The 15,149-nt window shown below is 61.7% G+C and carries 13 protein-coding genes; 2 read left to right on the forward strand and 11 right to left on the reverse strand.

Annotated features, from left to right (window positions below):
* Positions 1 to 27: 27 nt before the first annotated feature.
* From P0D96_RS35815 to P0D96_RS35845, 7 genes are all read right to left on the reverse strand, one after another.
* A complete protein-coding gene (locus P0D96_RS35815) occupies positions 28 to 1,968 on the reverse strand; it encodes a branched-chain amino acid ABC transporter ATP-binding protein/permease (protein WP_408283071.1) in 1,941 nt (646 codons plus the stop codon).
* An 8-nt stretch (positions 1,969 to 1,976) separates the two neighbouring features.
* A complete protein-coding gene (locus P0D96_RS35820; RefSeq protein ID WP_132375813.1) occupies positions 1,977 to 2,852 on the reverse strand; it encodes a branched-chain amino acid ABC transporter permease in 876 nt (291 codons plus the stop codon).
* Between the two features lie 118 nt (positions 2,853 to 2,970).
* A complete protein-coding gene (locus P0D96_RS35825; RefSeq protein ID WP_342960084.1) occupies positions 2,971 to 4,188 on the reverse strand; it encodes an ABC transporter substrate-binding protein in 1,218 nt (405 codons plus the stop codon).
* 534 nt (positions 4,189 to 4,722) lie between these two features.
* Positions 4,723 to 5,223 (reverse strand): transposase, encoded by a 501-nt coding sequence (locus tag P0D96_RS35830; RefSeq protein WP_408318383.1) that lies wholly within the window; start codon positions 5,221 to 5,223, stop codon positions 4,723 to 4,725.
* Positions 5,224 to 5,270: 47 nt separating this feature from the next.
* Positions 5,271 to 5,771: an IS110 family transposase gene (locus P0D96_RS35835; RefSeq protein WP_408318385.1), complete on the reverse strand. Its 501-nt coding sequence runs from the start codon at positions 5,769 to 5,771 to the stop codon at positions 5,271 to 5,273.
* Between the two features lie 172 nt (positions 5,772 to 5,943).
* Positions 5,944 to 6,258, reverse strand: coding sequence for a transposase (locus tag P0D96_RS35840; RefSeq protein ID WP_408318387.1), 315 nt, complete (start codon positions 6,256 to 6,258; stop codon positions 5,944 to 5,946).
* A gap of 1,018 nt (positions 6,259 to 7,276) precedes the next feature.
* Positions 7,277 to 7,483 (reverse strand): hypothetical protein, encoded by a 207-nt coding sequence (locus P0D96_RS35845; protein ID WP_408318389.1) that lies wholly within the window; start codon positions 7,481 to 7,483, stop codon positions 7,277 to 7,279.
* Between the two features lie 971 nt (positions 7,484 to 8,454).
* Between P0D96_RS35845 and P0D96_RS35850 the strand changes: the two genes are divergently transcribed.
* A complete protein-coding gene (locus P0D96_RS35850) occupies positions 8,455 to 8,700 on the forward strand; it encodes a hypothetical protein (RefSeq protein ID WP_408318391.1) in 246 nt (81 codons plus the stop codon).
* Positions 8,701 to 8,949: 249 nt separating this feature from the next.
* Here the strand turns inward: P0D96_RS35850 and galE are convergent, their stop codons facing one another.
* From galE to P0D96_RS35870, 4 genes are read right to left on the reverse strand one after another with little or no spacing between them, the layout of a single operon-like run.
* On the reverse strand, positions 8,950 to 9,972 hold the full coding sequence (galE, locus tag P0D96_RS35855; RefSeq protein WP_408318393.1) for a UDP-glucose 4-epimerase GalE: 1,023 nt from the start codon (positions 9,970 to 9,972) through the stop codon (positions 8,950 to 8,952).
* 12 nt (positions 9,973 to 9,984) lie between these two features.
* Entirely contained in the window at positions 9,985 to 11,133 is a 1,149-nt protein-coding gene (locus tag P0D96_RS35860; protein ID WP_342960083.1) for a glycosyltransferase family 4 protein, read from the reverse strand.
* Between the two features lie 39 nt (positions 11,134 to 11,172).
* The gene (locus P0D96_RS35865; protein WP_408318395.1) at positions 11,173 to 12,003 is read right to left on the reverse strand and encodes a glycosyltransferase; all 831 of its coding nucleotides are present in this window, start codon (positions 12,001 to 12,003) and stop codon (positions 11,173 to 11,175) included.
* Positions 12,000 to 13,262, reverse strand: a complete 1,263-nt coding sequence (locus P0D96_RS35870) for an oligosaccharide flippase family protein (RefSeq protein ID WP_408318435.1) — start codon at positions 13,260 to 13,262, stop codon at positions 12,000 to 12,002. Before P0D96_RS35870 ends, P0D96_RS35865 begins: the two co-directional genes overlap by 4 nt.
* A 289-nt stretch (positions 13,263 to 13,551) precedes the next feature.
* Here P0D96_RS35870 and P0D96_RS35875 point away from each other — a divergent pair, with 289 nt between their 5' ends.
* Positions 13,552 to 14,946, forward strand: a complete 1,395-nt coding sequence (locus P0D96_RS35875; protein ID WP_132375807.1) for a phosphomannomutase/phosphoglucomutase — start codon at positions 13,552 to 13,554, stop codon at positions 14,944 to 14,946.
* The last annotated feature ends 203 nt before the right edge of the window (positions 14,947 to 15,149 follow it).

Genomic DNA, 15,149 nt, shown 5'->3' on the forward strand with positions numbered 1-15,149 from the left:
CTGTTCCTGTAGGCGCGTTGAGTCGGTTCACGCCGCTTGGCCGGCAGGCTGGCCGCCGAGATAAGCTTCGATGACTTTATCGTTGGACTGAATATCGGCAGGCTTGCCTTCGGCGATTTTCTGCCCGAAATCCAGCACCGAAACCCGATCGCAGACGCTCATCACCACGTCCATGTGGTGCTCGATCAGCACGACAGTAATGCCGTGATCGCGCACTTTGCGAATGATCGCGACCAGTTCCTTGATATCCGGCGCAGTGAGTCCCGCGGCGGGTTCGTCGAGGAGCAGCAGTTGCGGATCGAGCGCGAGCGCCCGCGCGATTTCGAGCAGCCGCTGTTTGCCGTACGGCAGGTTGCGTGCTTCTTCGGCGGCGACATTGTCCAGGCCGACGAAGCGCAGCATGCCGAACGCACGCTCACGGGCGGCGCGTTCCTCGCGTCGATAGCGCGACGACATTAGCCCGACATCCGCGAGATTGGCGTTGAACGTGTGATGCAGGCCGACCAGCACATTCTCGAGCGCGGTCATCTCGCCGAACAACTGCACGTTCTGGAACGTGCGCGCGATACCGGACAGCGCAATCTGCGCCGAGGTCTTGCCCGCGAGCGACGCGCCGCGATAGTCGAGCGTGCCAGCGGTCGGCACATAGATACCGGTCAGTACGTTCATCATCGTGCTTTTGCCCGATCCGTTCGGGCCGATCAGGCCGTGAATCGTCCCACGCCGCACGGTCAGATCGACGTTGTTGAGCGCCTTCAGTCCGCTGAACTGCATCAGGATGCCGCGCAATTGCAGAATGTCTTCCGTACCGCTCGCCTGCACTGCCTGAATGGCATCGCCACCGATCGTGGCCGGTTTCGTGGTGTCGACAGTAACCGTGCGGACGCGGCCATGCATCACGATCTTGCGCACGAAACCGACCACGCCGTCCTGCAAGTAATACACCACCAGCAGAATCATCAGCCCGAAGATCGTCAACCGCCAGTCGGCAAGCGTGTCGATCCGGTAGGAAAACGCGGCGAGACCCACCGTGCCCAAAACCGGAATCGCGACCTTGCGCGGCGTGGACACCTTGCGCGCCAGCGCGACACCCGCGCCGATCACGACGACCGCTGCCAGCACCGAGGCGACGGTGCGGAACATGTCGATGTCGTCGAGCAGTTTGGGCAGCAGCACGATGATCGCCGAGCCGAGCAGCGCGCCGGTGCGGGTCTTGCGGCCGCCCATGATGATCGCGAGCAGGAACAGAATGGTGAGTTCGAAGTTATACGTATTCGGCGAGATGTACTGCTCCGAATACGAATAGAGGCAGCCCGCCAGGCCGGCGAACCCCGCGCTGATCACGAACGCGTAGACCTTGTAGCGGTACACCGAAACACCCATGCAGTCCGACGCGATCGGACTGTCGCGCAGCGCCTCGAACGCGCGGCCCAGATGCGATCTGAGCACGCGGTGCACGACGATCAGCGAGGCGACCAGCAGTGCCGCGACGAGCCAGTAGTACTCGACCTCGTTCATCGGCCGGCCGCCGATCGAGGGCTTCGGGATCTTCACGCCCATCGGCCCGTTGGTCAGAAAATCCATCTCGTTGATGAGGATCTGGAGGATCGTGCCGAACGCCAGCGTCACCATCGCGAGGTAGGGACCGGACACGCGCAAGGCCGGCAGCGCGAGAATCGCGCCGAAGCCCGCGGTGATGAGAATCGCCAGCGGCGCGGTGACGATGAACGGCATGCCGAGCTTGAAGAACAACACACCGGCCGTGTAAGCGCCCACGCCGAACAACCCGGCATGCCCGAGCGACACTTGCCCCGTATAGCCGACCACGATGTCGAGACCGAAGAGCAGGATCGCGTAGATCATGATCGTCTCGAGCAGGTGGATGTAGTACGGGTTCCCCGACAGCACGGGAAACACCGCGAGCGCGATCAGCGCCAGTGCGGACACAATGAGTTTCTTCGGATTCACGGCGGTCCTCACACTTTCTTGATCGACGTCTTGCCGAACAGGCCGGCAGGTTTCAACGCGAGCACGATCAGCAGCAGGACGAGCCCGGGTACGTCCTTGTAACCGGTGGAGAGGTAGAAGCCGGTCGTGGTCTCGGCAATCCCGAGAATCACGCCGCCCACCACGATACCCAGCCCGCTCGACAGCCCGCCGATGATCGCCACCGCGAACGCCTTGAGCCCGAGTACCGCGCCCATCGTCGCGCCGGTGAGCGTGAGTGGCGCGATCAGCACGCCGGCAAAGGCCGCGGTCAGCGACGACAGCGCATACGAAAACGTGATGACGAGACCGGTGTTGATGCCCATCAGCGCCGCGGCATCGCGGTCGTTCGCGGTGGCTACCACCGCCTTGCCGAAGATCGTCTTGCGGTTGAAGAACTCGACCGCCAGCATCATCACGAGGGCGCCGCCGACCACCAGCAATTCCATCGGCAGCACATTGGCGCCGAACACTTTCAGCGGTGCTTCCGGCAGCGGGGAGGGGAAGCGCAGATCGTCGCGGCCCCAGAGATTCTCCGCGACGTTCTTGAAGATGATGCCGAGCGCGATCGTCGACATGATCCAGCCGAACTCGGATTTGATCTTGATCGCCGGCCGCACCCCGATCCGTTCGACGAACGCGCCCTGCAGCAGACCGAACACGCAGACGAGCGGAATCATCAGCCAGTAATTGACGCCGAGCGTGACTAGCGTGAGGCCGACCAGCGCACCGAGCATCAGCGCGTCGCCCTGGCCGAAGTTCAGCGTGCCCGAGGTGGCGAATGTGAGTTGATAGCCGAATGCGATCACGGCGTAGATCATGCCGAGCGCAATGCCGCTATAAATGAGCTGCAGAAGAATGGCCATCGTCGACCGCCTTGGAGTTCACCGGATATGAAGCAAAGCCGCGCCCGCCTCAAGGCGGGTGCGGCTTCGTAACATGCCGCCGCGCTTGCTTAGCGCTTGTTCCGCGCTTATTCCACGCTCAGTTCGCCGAGCTCGCCTGCTTGCTGCGCAACTGGCTGCCGCCTTTCTTGTCGGCTTCGTACGCATAGACCACGCGGCCGCCCTTGACCTCGCCGACCACCGGCACGTTCGGGCTGATCGCTTCGTGGTCGTCATGCGTGAACGGCTTGTCGTAGACCATCACGACGCCTTCCACCTTGGTGTTGAGGTTTTCGAGCGCGGCGCGCACTTTCGGGCCGTCGGTCGAGCCGGCCTGGGTGATCGCGGCGGCCAGCAGATAGACCGAGTCGTAACCCTGCGCGGCGGACACCGGCGAGTCGATGCGGTTGTTCTTCGGCTTGAATTCCTTCAGGTACGCTTCGATAAAGGCTTTGCGCTTCGGCGTGTTCGCTTCCTGAATGAAGGTCTGCGGCATGCGCGCGCCTTCGCCGTTGGTGCTCGCGTTGTCGATATAGTTCGCCATCGACAGGGTCCAGCTGCCGATCAGCGGCACTTTCCAGCCGAGCTTGGCCATGCCGTTGGCGATCTGCGCGAGTTCTGGTCCGATCCCGTACGTCAGCACTGCTTCCGCGCCGGCCTCTTTGGCCTTGAGCAGTTGCGCGGTCATGTCGACGTCCTTGATATTGAATTTCTCGACGGCGACGGGTTTCACGCCTTTGGCGGCGAGCGCTTTTTCGAGGTCTTCGCGGCCGAGCTGACCGTAGTTGGTCGAGTCGGCGAGAATTGCGACCTTCTTGAAGCCGCGTTTGGTCACAGCCTCTTCGACGATCATCGGCGCCTGGATGCGATCCGCGGCGGCATTGCGGAACACGTAGTTATCCGGCTGATCGGTGAACTGCTTCGTCACGATGCTGCCTGTGGCGACGTTGTTGAACACGGGAATCTTCGCTTCCTGGAAGAAGCGCTGCGAAGCGAGCGCGACGCCGGTGTTGATGTAGCCGACCACCGCCACGACTTTTTCCTTGTTGATCAGCTCTTGCGCGATCTGCACGCCGCGTTCGTTCTTTGCTTCGTCGTCGCGTTCCACGAGCACGATCTGGCGGCCCAGCACGCCACCGGCTTTATTGATCTCCGCGGTCGCGAGGCGCACGCCGTCACGCATGCTCACGCCCATCGAAGACGAGCCACCGGTGAAAGGGCCGTCGACGCCGATCTTGATCGGATCTGCCGCATAGCTGACATTGGCGAGGGCGCAAAGGGCGAGCGCACCCACAACGCTTTTCAAGCGAATTCCCATAGCTGTCTCCGTAGCATGTCTTTTCTTGCATGCAGCCTCGATGCGGGCTCATGCGCGCCGATTCACACGTTCTTAGGAAGCCTGACCGTCAATCGGTAAGTCAGTATAGAAATCGTAAAGTATTAGTAATATGCGGAATTACCCGCGTGGTGCAATCCCGCAATCGTCAAGATGCATATGCATCGGCGTGTAGTCATGCAGTACCAGGATCGCACAGTCGCGCGAATCGAAATCGGCAGGGCATCCGTGCTTGACGATTCCGCGGTGTAGCAGTCGAGCTCCAACCCCAGCCTTCAGTTTTCAGTCGACCTAGATGAAGCCTGCGATTCGTCGCCCCCCGCCCCGATGATCGGGCTCGTCTGCTCGATACGTACTGTGCGTTGATATCGACAATCAGGTTGACCGGGGTGGCGGCGAAGGTTTTGGCCGGTGGTGAGGAGTCGAATGCGGCGTAGCCGCCGAAGACGACGCATCACCGGGGGGCGCCGAATCGGCCGAGGTCTACGATGGTTGATCGAACAAGAAAGCGATCGGCTACACGTCTGAAACACGCATTACCGACTTGTTGCCCGGAGCCAGACACAACCACGACGTGAAGTGTTTTGCTGTGGGCCAGCACGACATGTCATTGCCACATTCGGCAACGAGCTTGAGCGCTACGTAGGGTCCGAGGCCGTGAATCTGGGTCAGGTCGATCCCGAGCATGCCGTATAGCGCAGCGCGGACGTCAAAGCGAAAGCCGTTCGGCTGCCTGGTTCGGCATCGCGCCTCAGGTAATGGCACGGTAGGTGGTTCGACACCGGTCTGCAGTTGCCGCAGAGCGAGTTCGATACGTTCGTCGCATTGCGCGACCTGTGTCTGGTAAAAGTCGTATAGCGCAAGGACCTGGGTCAGCTCGAACACGTGCTCGGCCTGATAGTTGCCGATTAGCGCGGCCTGGATGGTCTGAACCGATGCCTTGCAACGCACGTCGCGATGCTGGACTAGCGTCTCGGCATTGCGCTCGCCAGCCACGATGGCACGGATAATCTTCATGCCCGTGGCACCTGTCACGTCCTACACGATGTGATGCAGTTGCAGATTCATCTGCATAGCGCCTTCTGCATGTGCCGGATATGCGCCGCGGCATATTCGAGCAGCCGTTCTCCTTGTCGCAGATAGGAGCGAAGTGTGGCCACGTCCTGGCGTGGCCGGAAGCTCGTGCGCAGCAGGCCGCACGTATGAAGCTTCTGCAGCCACTGCGCGTCGTTCACATCCGCCTTGCGGCCCGGAACCTTCTTCGCGCCGCGCGCATTGACCAGCACGACAGCCAAACCATTCGCCTCCAGAATTTCGAACACGGGAATCCAGTAGATGCCGGTCGATTCCATTGCGACGGTGGTAACCCTGAGCTGCTTCAGCCAGTTCGCCAGATCGTGAGGCTCCTTGGTGAAACTGCGGAATGAACGCACCGGTTCCGGGTCGCGCTCCGGGCCGACCGCCACCACATGAAACTGCGCGCCGTTATCGATCGCCGCGGCATTGGGATGCACCACCGTCAATTGCGTCGCGTTGCCCGCGCGCCGGGACTTCGTTGTCGTCATGTCGGCCCTCGGCAATCAGAATGGCCAGAGGGCGGGACAGCGGAATCGATCACCTTCCTGAACGGGATCGCCTAGGCGGCGTCACCAATGCTGGGTCCGCGTCAGTCCCTAGGCCACCTTTCTTAACGGGATGAGTCACCAAACGTCTGACGGCCGCTCCCTCCGGGATCAGTCAGTGTAGTGCTACCCAAGAGTTTCTGCGCTTCGGGCGGAGCGCGCCCCTTGGAATGTTTTTTAGTATTTCGCGCTCCCTTTTGAGTTCAATCACGCGCGCTTCCAGTTGCCGGATGCGTCGCTGGTCGTTCTGGATCTGCACGTCGCTGCGTGGTGGCTCAGCCTGCTGTGCACGCCACAGCGCTACCCAATGTCGCAAGGCCGAGTCGCCAACGTCGAGCGCCTCGCAGACCTTGGTGACTGAATAGCCCTGCGCAAGTATCAGTTGCACCGCTTCAGCCTTGAATTCCTCAGTCAGATTCCGTTTGCCCATTTCTCTCACCTCAGTCTGGAGAATTATCCCCTCTAGAGGTGTTCAAGGTCATTGGACCCCTACATGAAATCCGGCGATTGCGAGCAGAAATGCCAGCTTGAGAAGCATGGTCAACGATTGCATCAAAGACTTCAGCTGACGAACGGAACCCGTGCGTCGCTATCCGGGCACCGACTGTGCGCAAACGCGCGATAGCAGCCAGCCGCCCGCGCGCCGCGAGTCGTGCACCCTCCCAGGAACACCCGACGCAGCGTCTCGGCAGGCGCATATGCGGCGGCGGCTTTCGTTGCGTCGTGCGGGTTCAGCCGATGCCCGCGGCTTACGCGCAGACGCCGTCGCTTGTGGCAGTAAGCCGCCGCGAGTAAGCGTTCACTGCTGTACTCAATGCGGCGCGTACGTCTTCCTCATTGATAGTCGTTGTCTGCTCGCGCAGGTGTCGACGAGCCGCCTCAGCGATAATCCTTTGAAGGGCGGCGTCCGTATCTGCAATTGTCGAGCCCCGTAGCGCGCCAATCAGATACTCACACGGGCCTCGCGAAATCATGAACGCATCCTATAACGAATTCTGCGGCTTACTCGCTGCTCCTCTGCGCTTGGGCTTTCAGGCGTCATCTCCCTACTATGCTCGCTACGGACTCCTGCACGGCGATCAACGTCCCTTACGTGCCGTTCTGTCCTGAGCCCTGGACACCGCGTAGGCCTCCCGAGGTAAGCCTAATCGTTTTCGCCGCACACCTGCCAGACTTACCACCTCAGCCCTTGGTGGCTATGGACTTCGCGATCAGTTGCTCGCTCGTCCGGCTGGGTAGGCCTCATATCTGGTTTCTGTTCGTCAGGTCGTGGCTTTGTTCCACGCTTCTTCCAGGCCCCGCCTCACGAAGACGCCCTTGCGTATCGCTAGGCTTTCACCACCATCAGGTTGGACAGGGGACTTGCACCCTCAAGCTATTGCGCATGCTCGGCGTAAAAAAAAACACCGCTAAGGCGGTGTCTATAGAACGCGTTCTGCAGGACTCGATCAGTCCGGCATTAGTCTCGCGCTCAACACAATGCCCCTTTCATCAATCCATACAGTTTCCAAGCGCTTTTCCGGATACTTTCCGGGTTCCGATTCGATCAATAGCTCCTCATCCATCCCGCGCTCCTGCAATGCTTTTAGCAGATCCTTAATCTTCATGGTTTTCCTCTGTAAATTGCGCCCGTTGACGCGTTGTGCGTGATCCATGCGTAGTCCGGTAGCGCCTGTATTTCATCGACGGTCGCGCCCAGATAGTCCGCGACCGCCTTCGGCTCTGACCGGTAGTTTATCCCATGCGACGGATGCGTTGTCGCGGCCCTCAAATACCGCAACTCGATTGACGGCGTCGCGAGCGTCGCGGACTAATCGTGGTGCATCGCTTGGCACGGCAAAACTATCTGCCCGTGTAGTGGCCGTGATCACTAGCAGTTCAGTAATATCGAAAGCGGGTTCGTCCGCCATAGACATCGCGAGTTTGATTCTGGTGCTAGATCCCGAGCCGCAACCCCATGTGTCGGGTATGAATGGTGGAGCGGATGCTCGCACCGAGGAGAACAGAATTTGACTAACAACGAGCAAGAAGTGGTGGAAGTGTTGACGGGGCCGGCGAATCGGGATTCGCCGGCCAACTCAAGAAGCAGTTGGTCGAGCGTTGAGCAGGTCGCTGCGTATTGTGCGCACGGGCGTTCTGCGCCCGCATTGTGGCCTAAGGGGCAACGACCCTGCATACGCGAAAGTGGATGTGGCTACGTTGCGCCCCGGGCGCATCCAGTCTTCCACGCAAGTCGGACCGGCCTTCCAGGATGGCTTGAGCCGCAGACGCGCCCGCATATAGCGCCGGTCTCGCGCGCTCATTAACCGACTGACACCGGGCCGGCACGGAAGAACGTTGCGCCGCTTCCGCCGTGCGCGGTCTGTGCGTACGTTGCGGCACAGAATCGTGGCGAGCTTCAGCGTTCCCGCACCGTTGAACAGAACGCTGGCCGAGCCGGATTGAGCGATCACGGCCGCTGGATGCACGGTCTCACGGCACTCGTGATGCCCGCTTTCGCTCGCCTGGGGGTCACCTCCTAACTTCGCCCCGCGCTCTCATGCATTTGCGTTCAGTCGATCGACATCGGATACTGAGCTTGCGATAGTTCAACGGCGTGAGCGCCTCAGAAAGATTGCATTGGTAAATGTCACCCAAACGGAGTCGTGCTGAAATTGGTGCGCAAGCTGCTGGTTATTTCCTTATCAACAGGGATGATGGCATTGGTCTTCTGATGCTCGCCGTTGCCGCAGCGATTCTCAGTGGCGGTTCAGTCATCGCCGCTTTGTGGATGGCTCATGCCGCTTTGGCATCGATGGCATCAAATGCGGCGAACGAGGCGTGCCGCGAACGTTGTGCGAAGGTGTGTGCCAACCCTGTCCATCTGCCGTAGCTTACACAGTTTGTCAGACGTTCCCGCCAGATTGATATAAGCGCCTGTATCCCTGTCGTGAGCTCACGGTGTAATTGCCGCGTGGATCGGGGTTTTTTGCCAATCATCAGGAAACCGGCTACCGGCTCAACCGGACGATCGCGGGCGGATTTGGAAACGGTTAAGGAAGCAGCGAAGGCGGGAGAAAGAGCGGAGAAATGCACGCATGCCGCATTTCACGGCATGCGTGCGACACTGCTGCAATAGTGATCAGTGAAAGCCGTTCGGATTCGCCGATTGCCAGCGCCAGTGGTCCTCGCACATCCGCTCGATGCCGAACTGAGCGCGCCAGCCGATGATCTTCTCGGCCGCGGCCGGATCGGCGAAACACGAGGCGACGTCGCCGGGGCGGCGCGCCACGATTTCATACGGCACCGGCCGGCCGGCGGCTTTCTCGAATGCCTTGACCACATCGATCACGCTATAGCCCTGGCCGGTGCCGAGGTTCACGACGAAGCTGGCGTCGCGTTTGACCAGTGCGTCGAGCGCGGCCAGATGTCCGCGCGCCAGATCGACGACGTGGATATAGTCGCGCACGCCGGTGCCGTCGGGCGTGTCGTAGTCGCCGCCGAACACGCGCAGTTTCTCGAGCTTGCCGACCGCGACCTGCGCGACATACGGCATCAGGTTGTTCGGAATGCCGGCGGGATCTTCGCCGATCAGGCCGCTCTCGTGCGCGCCGACCGGATTGAAGTAGCGCAGCGTGGCAATGCGCCACGACGGATCGGCGAGTTCCAGATCGCGCAGCACCTGCTCGGCAATCAGCTTCGACTGGCCGTAGGGATTGGTGGCCGACAGCGGGAACGACTCGTCGATCGGCGAGCTCTTCGGCACGCCGTAGACAGTGGCCGACGAACTGAACACGAACTGCTTGACGTGACGGTCGCGCATCACGCCGAGCAAGGTCAGCAGGCTGCCGACGTTGTTGCTGTAGTACTCGATCGGCTTGGCCACCGACTCGCCCACCGCCTTCAGCGCGGCAAAGTGAATCGCGCCCGTGATCGGGTGGGCGTCGAAAATACGGTTGAGCGCCGCTTCGTCGCGCGCATCGGCTTCGTAGAAGATCACCGCCTTGCCGGCGATCTTTTCCACGCGCCGCAGCGATTCGCGGTTGCTGTTCACGAGATTGTCGATTACCACGACGTCGTAACCGCCGTTCAGCAGCTCGACACAGGTGTGCGAGCCAATAAAGCCCGCGCCGCCCGTTACCAGAATCGTGCCCTTCGTGGTCATGCTGTTGCTCCGTTAAAGTAAAACGCCCGTCATTTTCTGCACCAGGTCCTTATACGTTTCGACGACCACGCGCTCGTCGAATTCTTCCGCGACTTTCTTCCGGCCGCGTTCAGCCATGGCCCGCCGCTCCGCGCCGCTCATGTCGAGCATGCGCGCCAGCGTGGCCGCAAGGCTTTCTGCATTGCGCACTTCGCACAGCAATCCGTTGACGCCGTCCGCCACCACCTCGCGGCAGCCCGGCACGTCGGTCGCGACGATCGGCCGGCCCATGGCCGAGGCTTCCATCAGCGTGCGCGGCACGCCTTCGCGATACGACGGCAGGACCACGCAATCCGCCTCGGCGATGAGAGGCCGCACGTCGTGCGCCTCACCAAGATACTCGATGATGCCTTCCTGTTCCCACGCCGCCACTTCTTCGCGCGTGATCGCGCTGGGATTGTCGACGCCCACCGGACCGAGCAATTGGAACCGTGCGTGCGGGTAACGTTCATGCAAACGCCGCGCGGCTTCGACATATTCGCCCACGCCCTTGTCCCACAGCAGCCGCCCGATCAGCACGAAGCGGTAATCGGTCCGCTCGGGCAACGGCGTAAAGGCGAACTGCGCGAGGTCGACGCCTTCGCCGTGCAGCAACCTCGCGCGCTCAGGATGCACCAACAAATTCCGTTCGACAAACGCGGCTTGATCGTCGCGATTCAAAAACCATATTTCGCGCGGGAAACGGAACGCAAAACGATACAGTTTTTTGGCCACTTGCGCGGCGCGGCTGTGCTGGATGAACACGTAGCCTAATCCGGTTGTGACCGCAACCGACTGCACGCCCGCCAGCTTCGCGGCGATCGAACCGTAGATATTCGGCTTGATCGTGTAATGGAACACCACGTGCGGGCGGATGGTCCTGTATTGCCGGTAGAGCGCGTACAGCGTGCGCAGGTCGTCGCGTGGACTGGTACTTTTGGAGGCGACCGGCAATTCGATGCAGCGGCAGCCCATGGCCGTGAGCAGTTCGAACGTGCGGTCGCGCGGCGCGAGCACCGTCACGTCGACGCCGCGTCCAACCAGCATACGGATCAGCCCTTGCCGATAGGTATAGATTGCCCAGGCGGTGTTACAGACGAGTGTAATGCGCAACGCGGGCGTCGACTTCAAGGCAGGCTTCATGCGGGAACGAGCTCGGCGGTGAATGGGGTAGTGAATGATTTAATGGCTGGCGCGCGGCGTGAGCAGGCTGCGTTTGATCCGCTGCAGCGCGCGGTAAGGCGTCACCAGATGCAGCAGATTTTTGGCGAGGCCTAGCCAATCGTACAGATTGGCGGCGTTGAAGTAGCGCAGTTGCAGCCGCAGCGTCGAACTCACCTGGCGGCGCCGTTTGGTCGCGCTGATGCCGCCTTCGTTCAGTTCGTAGTACAGCCCTAGCTCAGGCAGGTTCGCGCAGTCGTAGCGCTCCATCAGCCGCACGAACAGATCGAGGTCCTCGGCGGAGGGGTACTCGGCGCGGTAGTTGCCGACCGCGCGCACGGCGTCGATGCGCAGCATCATCGAAGGATGCGCGAGGCATGAACGGAGGAAGCGCAAGCGACGGATCGCGTCCGGTTCAGCGGGTGGCGTCAGCATGAAGAGCGGCTTGCCTTCGCGGGTGACGACCTGCGTCCACATGCCGAGGCCGGCCACGCGCGGATGCAATTCCATGAACACGCGTTGTTTGGCGAGCCGCTGCGGCACGCTGCGGTCGCCCGCGTCGATGCGTGCCGCATAGCGAAAGCCGCGCTGCGCAAGGGCGTCGATGCCGGTTTGCAATGCGCGTTCGATCCCGCCGTTGCGCGCCATGCGCAGCACTTCGATCTTCATATTGGCGATGGCCGGCGCGACGATCGGTGGCGAGCTGCCGTCATCGACGATCAACACGTGCACCGGCGCGCTTTCACTGAACGACGCGAGGGTGAGGTCGACGTCGGCCTGGCAGTTGTAGGCGGGAATCAGGACCGCGACGTCGTCGAGTGTCATTTGCGCGGTGGCGGATGCGTTCGTCATGGGCGCAATTTGAAACGAATGTAATATAGATTAACCGACGCGGCCGCCAGATAGCCGGCCGCGAGGCCCATCAGCGCGCCGTACGCGCCAAGCCGCGGAATGGCCAGCAGATTGACTACGAACGCGACCGCCAGCGCCAGCAGCCACTTCGCGAGCAACACGAACTTGGCCTGATATTTCAGCACAATCAGATTACCGATTGCCTCGATGCCGGCGGGTACCGACAGCCACACGGCCCAGCGGAAAATCTCAATCGCGCCTTCGAACTGCGGCCCGAACACACGGCGGATGATCAGTCCGGCGAGCAGATCCAGCACGATCGCGCCACTCACCATCAGCGCCGCGGTCATGGCGGTGAGCCGCCACATGTTGCGGCGCAACTGGGCGGCTTCCTGCACACGATAGACGAAGGCGGGCGCAATGGTCTGTGCGAGCATCAAGGCGAGCGTGATCCAGTTTTCGTTCAACTGCTGGGCGGCGGAATAGCGTCCGAGATCAGCGAAGGAAATGGCCCGTTCGAGCATCAGCCGGTCCAGTTTCAGGAACAGATACATACAGATCAGGCCAAGCCAGAACACCGTGCCGGCGCTCGCGAAGTGCTTGAACAGAGAACGGTCGAGATGCCAGCCAAGCTTGCCGCCATGCCGGCGCATGTAATAGATCAGAAGGACCGCGCCGATCGCCGCCGATTCGAGCGCCCACAGCCAGCCGAAGCGCGCGGGCGTGGCCGCCGCGCGCACCAGCAGATAGACCAGAGCGGCCTTGAGCACCGCGGTGCTCATGCTGGTGAGCAACTGCGGCTTGCTGTAGGTCATGCTTTGCAGCCACGCGTTGATCACGCCGACGAACGGTTCGCGAAACAGCATGGTCACGGCGAGGCCGGCGAGCATGGCGCCGACCAGCGGCTCGAAGAAGTGCAGGGCGATGCCGAGCCAGGTCAACAGCAAGGCCGCGACCGACACGGAAATGCGCAGCGCGAAGGCGCTGCCGAGCACCGTGCCGAGCTGCGCCGGCGGCCGGTTGACGATGGTGGGCACCAGAATCTCGGCGCCGCACACCCAGGTAATGGGCGAGAGCACCAGCAGCAGCGTGTTCGCGTATTGCCATTTGCCGAACGTGTCCGGCCCGAAGTAGCGCGCCAGCATGCCGCTGATCACGATCGCCACGCCGATCTGCGTGAGCCGCTCCAGCCCGAGCCAGACGATATTCGTGAAGGCGCGCGTGACGTCCGAATTGGCGAAGCGTTTGAGCGTCAGCATCCTCTGGCCGCTCGCCGGTCCGCTTGCGCCGGGCATGCCGGCGGCGCCGTGAGCGCGAGCGGCGCGCATGACCCGAGCGGCGTGCGCGCGTTTGCCCACCCAGCCGACTGTCGCGGCAACTTTACATTTGGAGGGCGTCTAAGCATTAGAATGGTGCTATAAGGCTGGTCCGAAAAGCGCAATTATAAGTTGGAACCGGATCGCTTCCGGCAAGGGCGCATCGCTGTGTTTTACCGATTCATCAGCGGTGCGCCGGTCAAAATTTTCCATTGCACGCAAGTGAGCCAACATGATCTCCAAATCTATTTTCAAGGCGTATGACATTCGCGGTGTAATCGGCAAGACGCTCGACGCCGATGCAGCGCGTTCGATCGGCCGCGCGTTTGGCAGCGAAGTGCGGGCGCAAGGCGGCGACGCCGTGGTGGTCGCGCGTGACGGTCGCCTGTCGGGCCCCGAACTGGTCCAGGCCTTGTCGGACGGCCTGCGTGCGGCCGGCGTCGACGTGGTCAACGTGGGCATGGTGCCCACGCCGGTCGGCTACTTCGCGGCCAGCGTACCGTTGCAGCTCGACGGCGGCGAGCGCCGCGTCGATTCGTGCATCGTCGTGACGGGTAGTCATAATCCGCCGGACTACAACGGCTTCAAGATGGTCCTGCGCGGCGCGGCGATTTACGGCGAACAGATTCTCGCGCTGCATCAACGCATCGTCGACGAGAACTTCTCCGAAGGCAGCGGTACGTACACCGAGTACGACATCGCCGACGCCTATCTCGAGCGTATCGCCGGCGACATCAAGCTCGCGCGCCCCATCAAGATCGTGGTGGATACCGGCAACGGCGTGGCCGGCGGCCTCGCACCCCTGCTGTTCAAGAAGCTCGGCTGCGAACTGGTCGAACTGTTCACCGAGATCGACGGCAACTTCCCGAACCATCACCCGGACCCGGCTCACCCGGAAAATCTTCAGGACGTGATTCGCGCGCTGAAGGAAACGGACGCTGAAATCGGCTTCGCGTTCGACGGCGACGGCGACCGCCTCGGTGTGGTCACCAAAGACGGCCAGATCATCTATCCGGACCGCCAACTCATGCTGTTCGCGGAAGAAGTGCTGTCGCGCAACAAGGGCGCGCAGATCATTTACGACGTGAAGTGCACGCGCAACCTGGCCAAGTGGGTGAAGGACAAGGGCGGCGAGCCGCTCATGTGGAAGACCGGGCACTCGCTCGTCAAGGCGAAGCTGCGTGAAACCGGCGCGCCGCTGGCGGGCGAAATGAGCGGCCACGTGTTCTTCAAGGACCGCTGGTACGGTTTCGACGACGGCCTGTACACGGGCGCGCGTCTGCTCGAAATCCTCACGCGTGTGGAAGACCCGAGCAAGCTGCTGAACTCGCTGCCGAACTCGAACTCCACGCCGGAACTGCAACTGAAGCTCGAAGAAGGCGAAAACTTCGAACTGATCGCGCGCCTGCAGCAAAACGCCAAGTTCACCGGCGCGGACGACGTCGTGAAGATCGACGGCCTGCGCGTCGAGTATCCGGACGGCTTCGGCCTCGCGCGTTCGTCGAACACCACGCCGGTCGTGGTGATGCGTTTCGAAGCCGATAACGACGCGGCGCTCAAGCGCATCCAGGAAGATTTCCGCCGTGTGATCATGGCGGAGAAGCCGGACGCGAAGCTGCCGTTCTAAACGCATAAGCGGCGCCGCGGTTCGGTTCGAACCGCGGTGGCCGTCGAACGCGGCGCGGGTTGCTCTTACCGCGCCGCGTTTTTTCATGCCATTTACATGTAACGCGCTAGAATTGCCGTCCCCGCGAGAAAACGCCGGGCCGCCCCAGGTTTTCTCATCGCCCACCGGGGTTCGGGGGCTCTCTCAACGCATCTTCGGGCCGG

The organism is Paraburkholderia sp. RL17-347-BIC-D, from assembly GCF_046027915.1.
In the GTDB taxonomy this organism is placed as follows: domain Bacteria; phylum Pseudomonadota; class Gammaproteobacteria; order Burkholderiales; family Burkholderiaceae; genus Paraburkholderia.

What these genes read in the sequence shown, in the direction of transcription:
- P0D96_RS35820 (WP_132375813.1), bottom strand. Translation starts at nt 2,852, where the DNA reads ATGGCCATTCTTCTGCAGCTCATTTATAGCGGCATTGCGCTCGGCATG.
- P0D96_RS35825 (WP_342960084.1), bottom strand. Translation starts at nt 4,188, where the DNA reads ATGGGAATTCGCTTGAAAAGCGTTGTGGGTGCGCTCGCCCTTTGCGCC.
- P0D96_RS35830 (WP_408318383.1), bottom strand. Translation starts at nt 5,223, where the DNA reads ATGAAGATTATCCGTGCCATCGTGGCTGGCGAGCGCAATGCCGAGACG.
- P0D96_RS35835 (WP_408318385.1), bottom strand. Translation starts at nt 5,771, where the DNA reads ATGACGACAACGAAGTCCCGGCGCGCGGGCAACGCGACGCAATTGACG.
- P0D96_RS35840 (WP_408318387.1), bottom strand. Translation starts at nt 6,258, where the DNA reads ATGGGCAAACGGAATCTGACTGAGGAATTCAAGGCTGAAGCGGTGCAA.
- P0D96_RS35845 (WP_408318389.1), bottom strand. Translation starts at nt 7,483, where the DNA reads ATGGATCACGCACAACGCGTCAACGGGCGCAATTTACAGAGGAAAACC.
- P0D96_RS35850 (WP_408318391.1), top strand. Translation starts at nt 8,455, where the DNA reads ATGTCACCCAAACGGAGTCGTGCTGAAATTGGTGCGCAAGCTGCTGGT.
- galE (WP_408318393.1), bottom strand. Translation starts at nt 9,972, where the DNA reads ATGACCACGAAGGGCACGATTCTGGTAACGGGCGGCGCGGGCTTTATT.
- P0D96_RS35860 (WP_342960083.1), bottom strand. Translation starts at nt 11,133, where the DNA reads ATGAAGCCTGCCTTGAAGTCGACGCCCGCGTTGCGCATTACACTCGTC.
- P0D96_RS35865 (WP_408318395.1), bottom strand. Translation starts at nt 12,003, where the DNA reads ATGACGAACGCATCCGCCACCGCGCAAATGACACTCGACGACGTCGCG.
- P0D96_RS35870 (WP_408318435.1), bottom strand. Translation starts at nt 13,262, where the DNA reads ATGCTGACGCTCAAACGCTTCGCCAATTCGGACGTCACGCGCGCCTTC.
- P0D96_RS35875 (WP_132375807.1), top strand. Translation starts at nt 13,552, where the DNA reads ATGATCTCCAAATCTATTTTCAAGGCGTATGACATTCGCGGTGTAATC.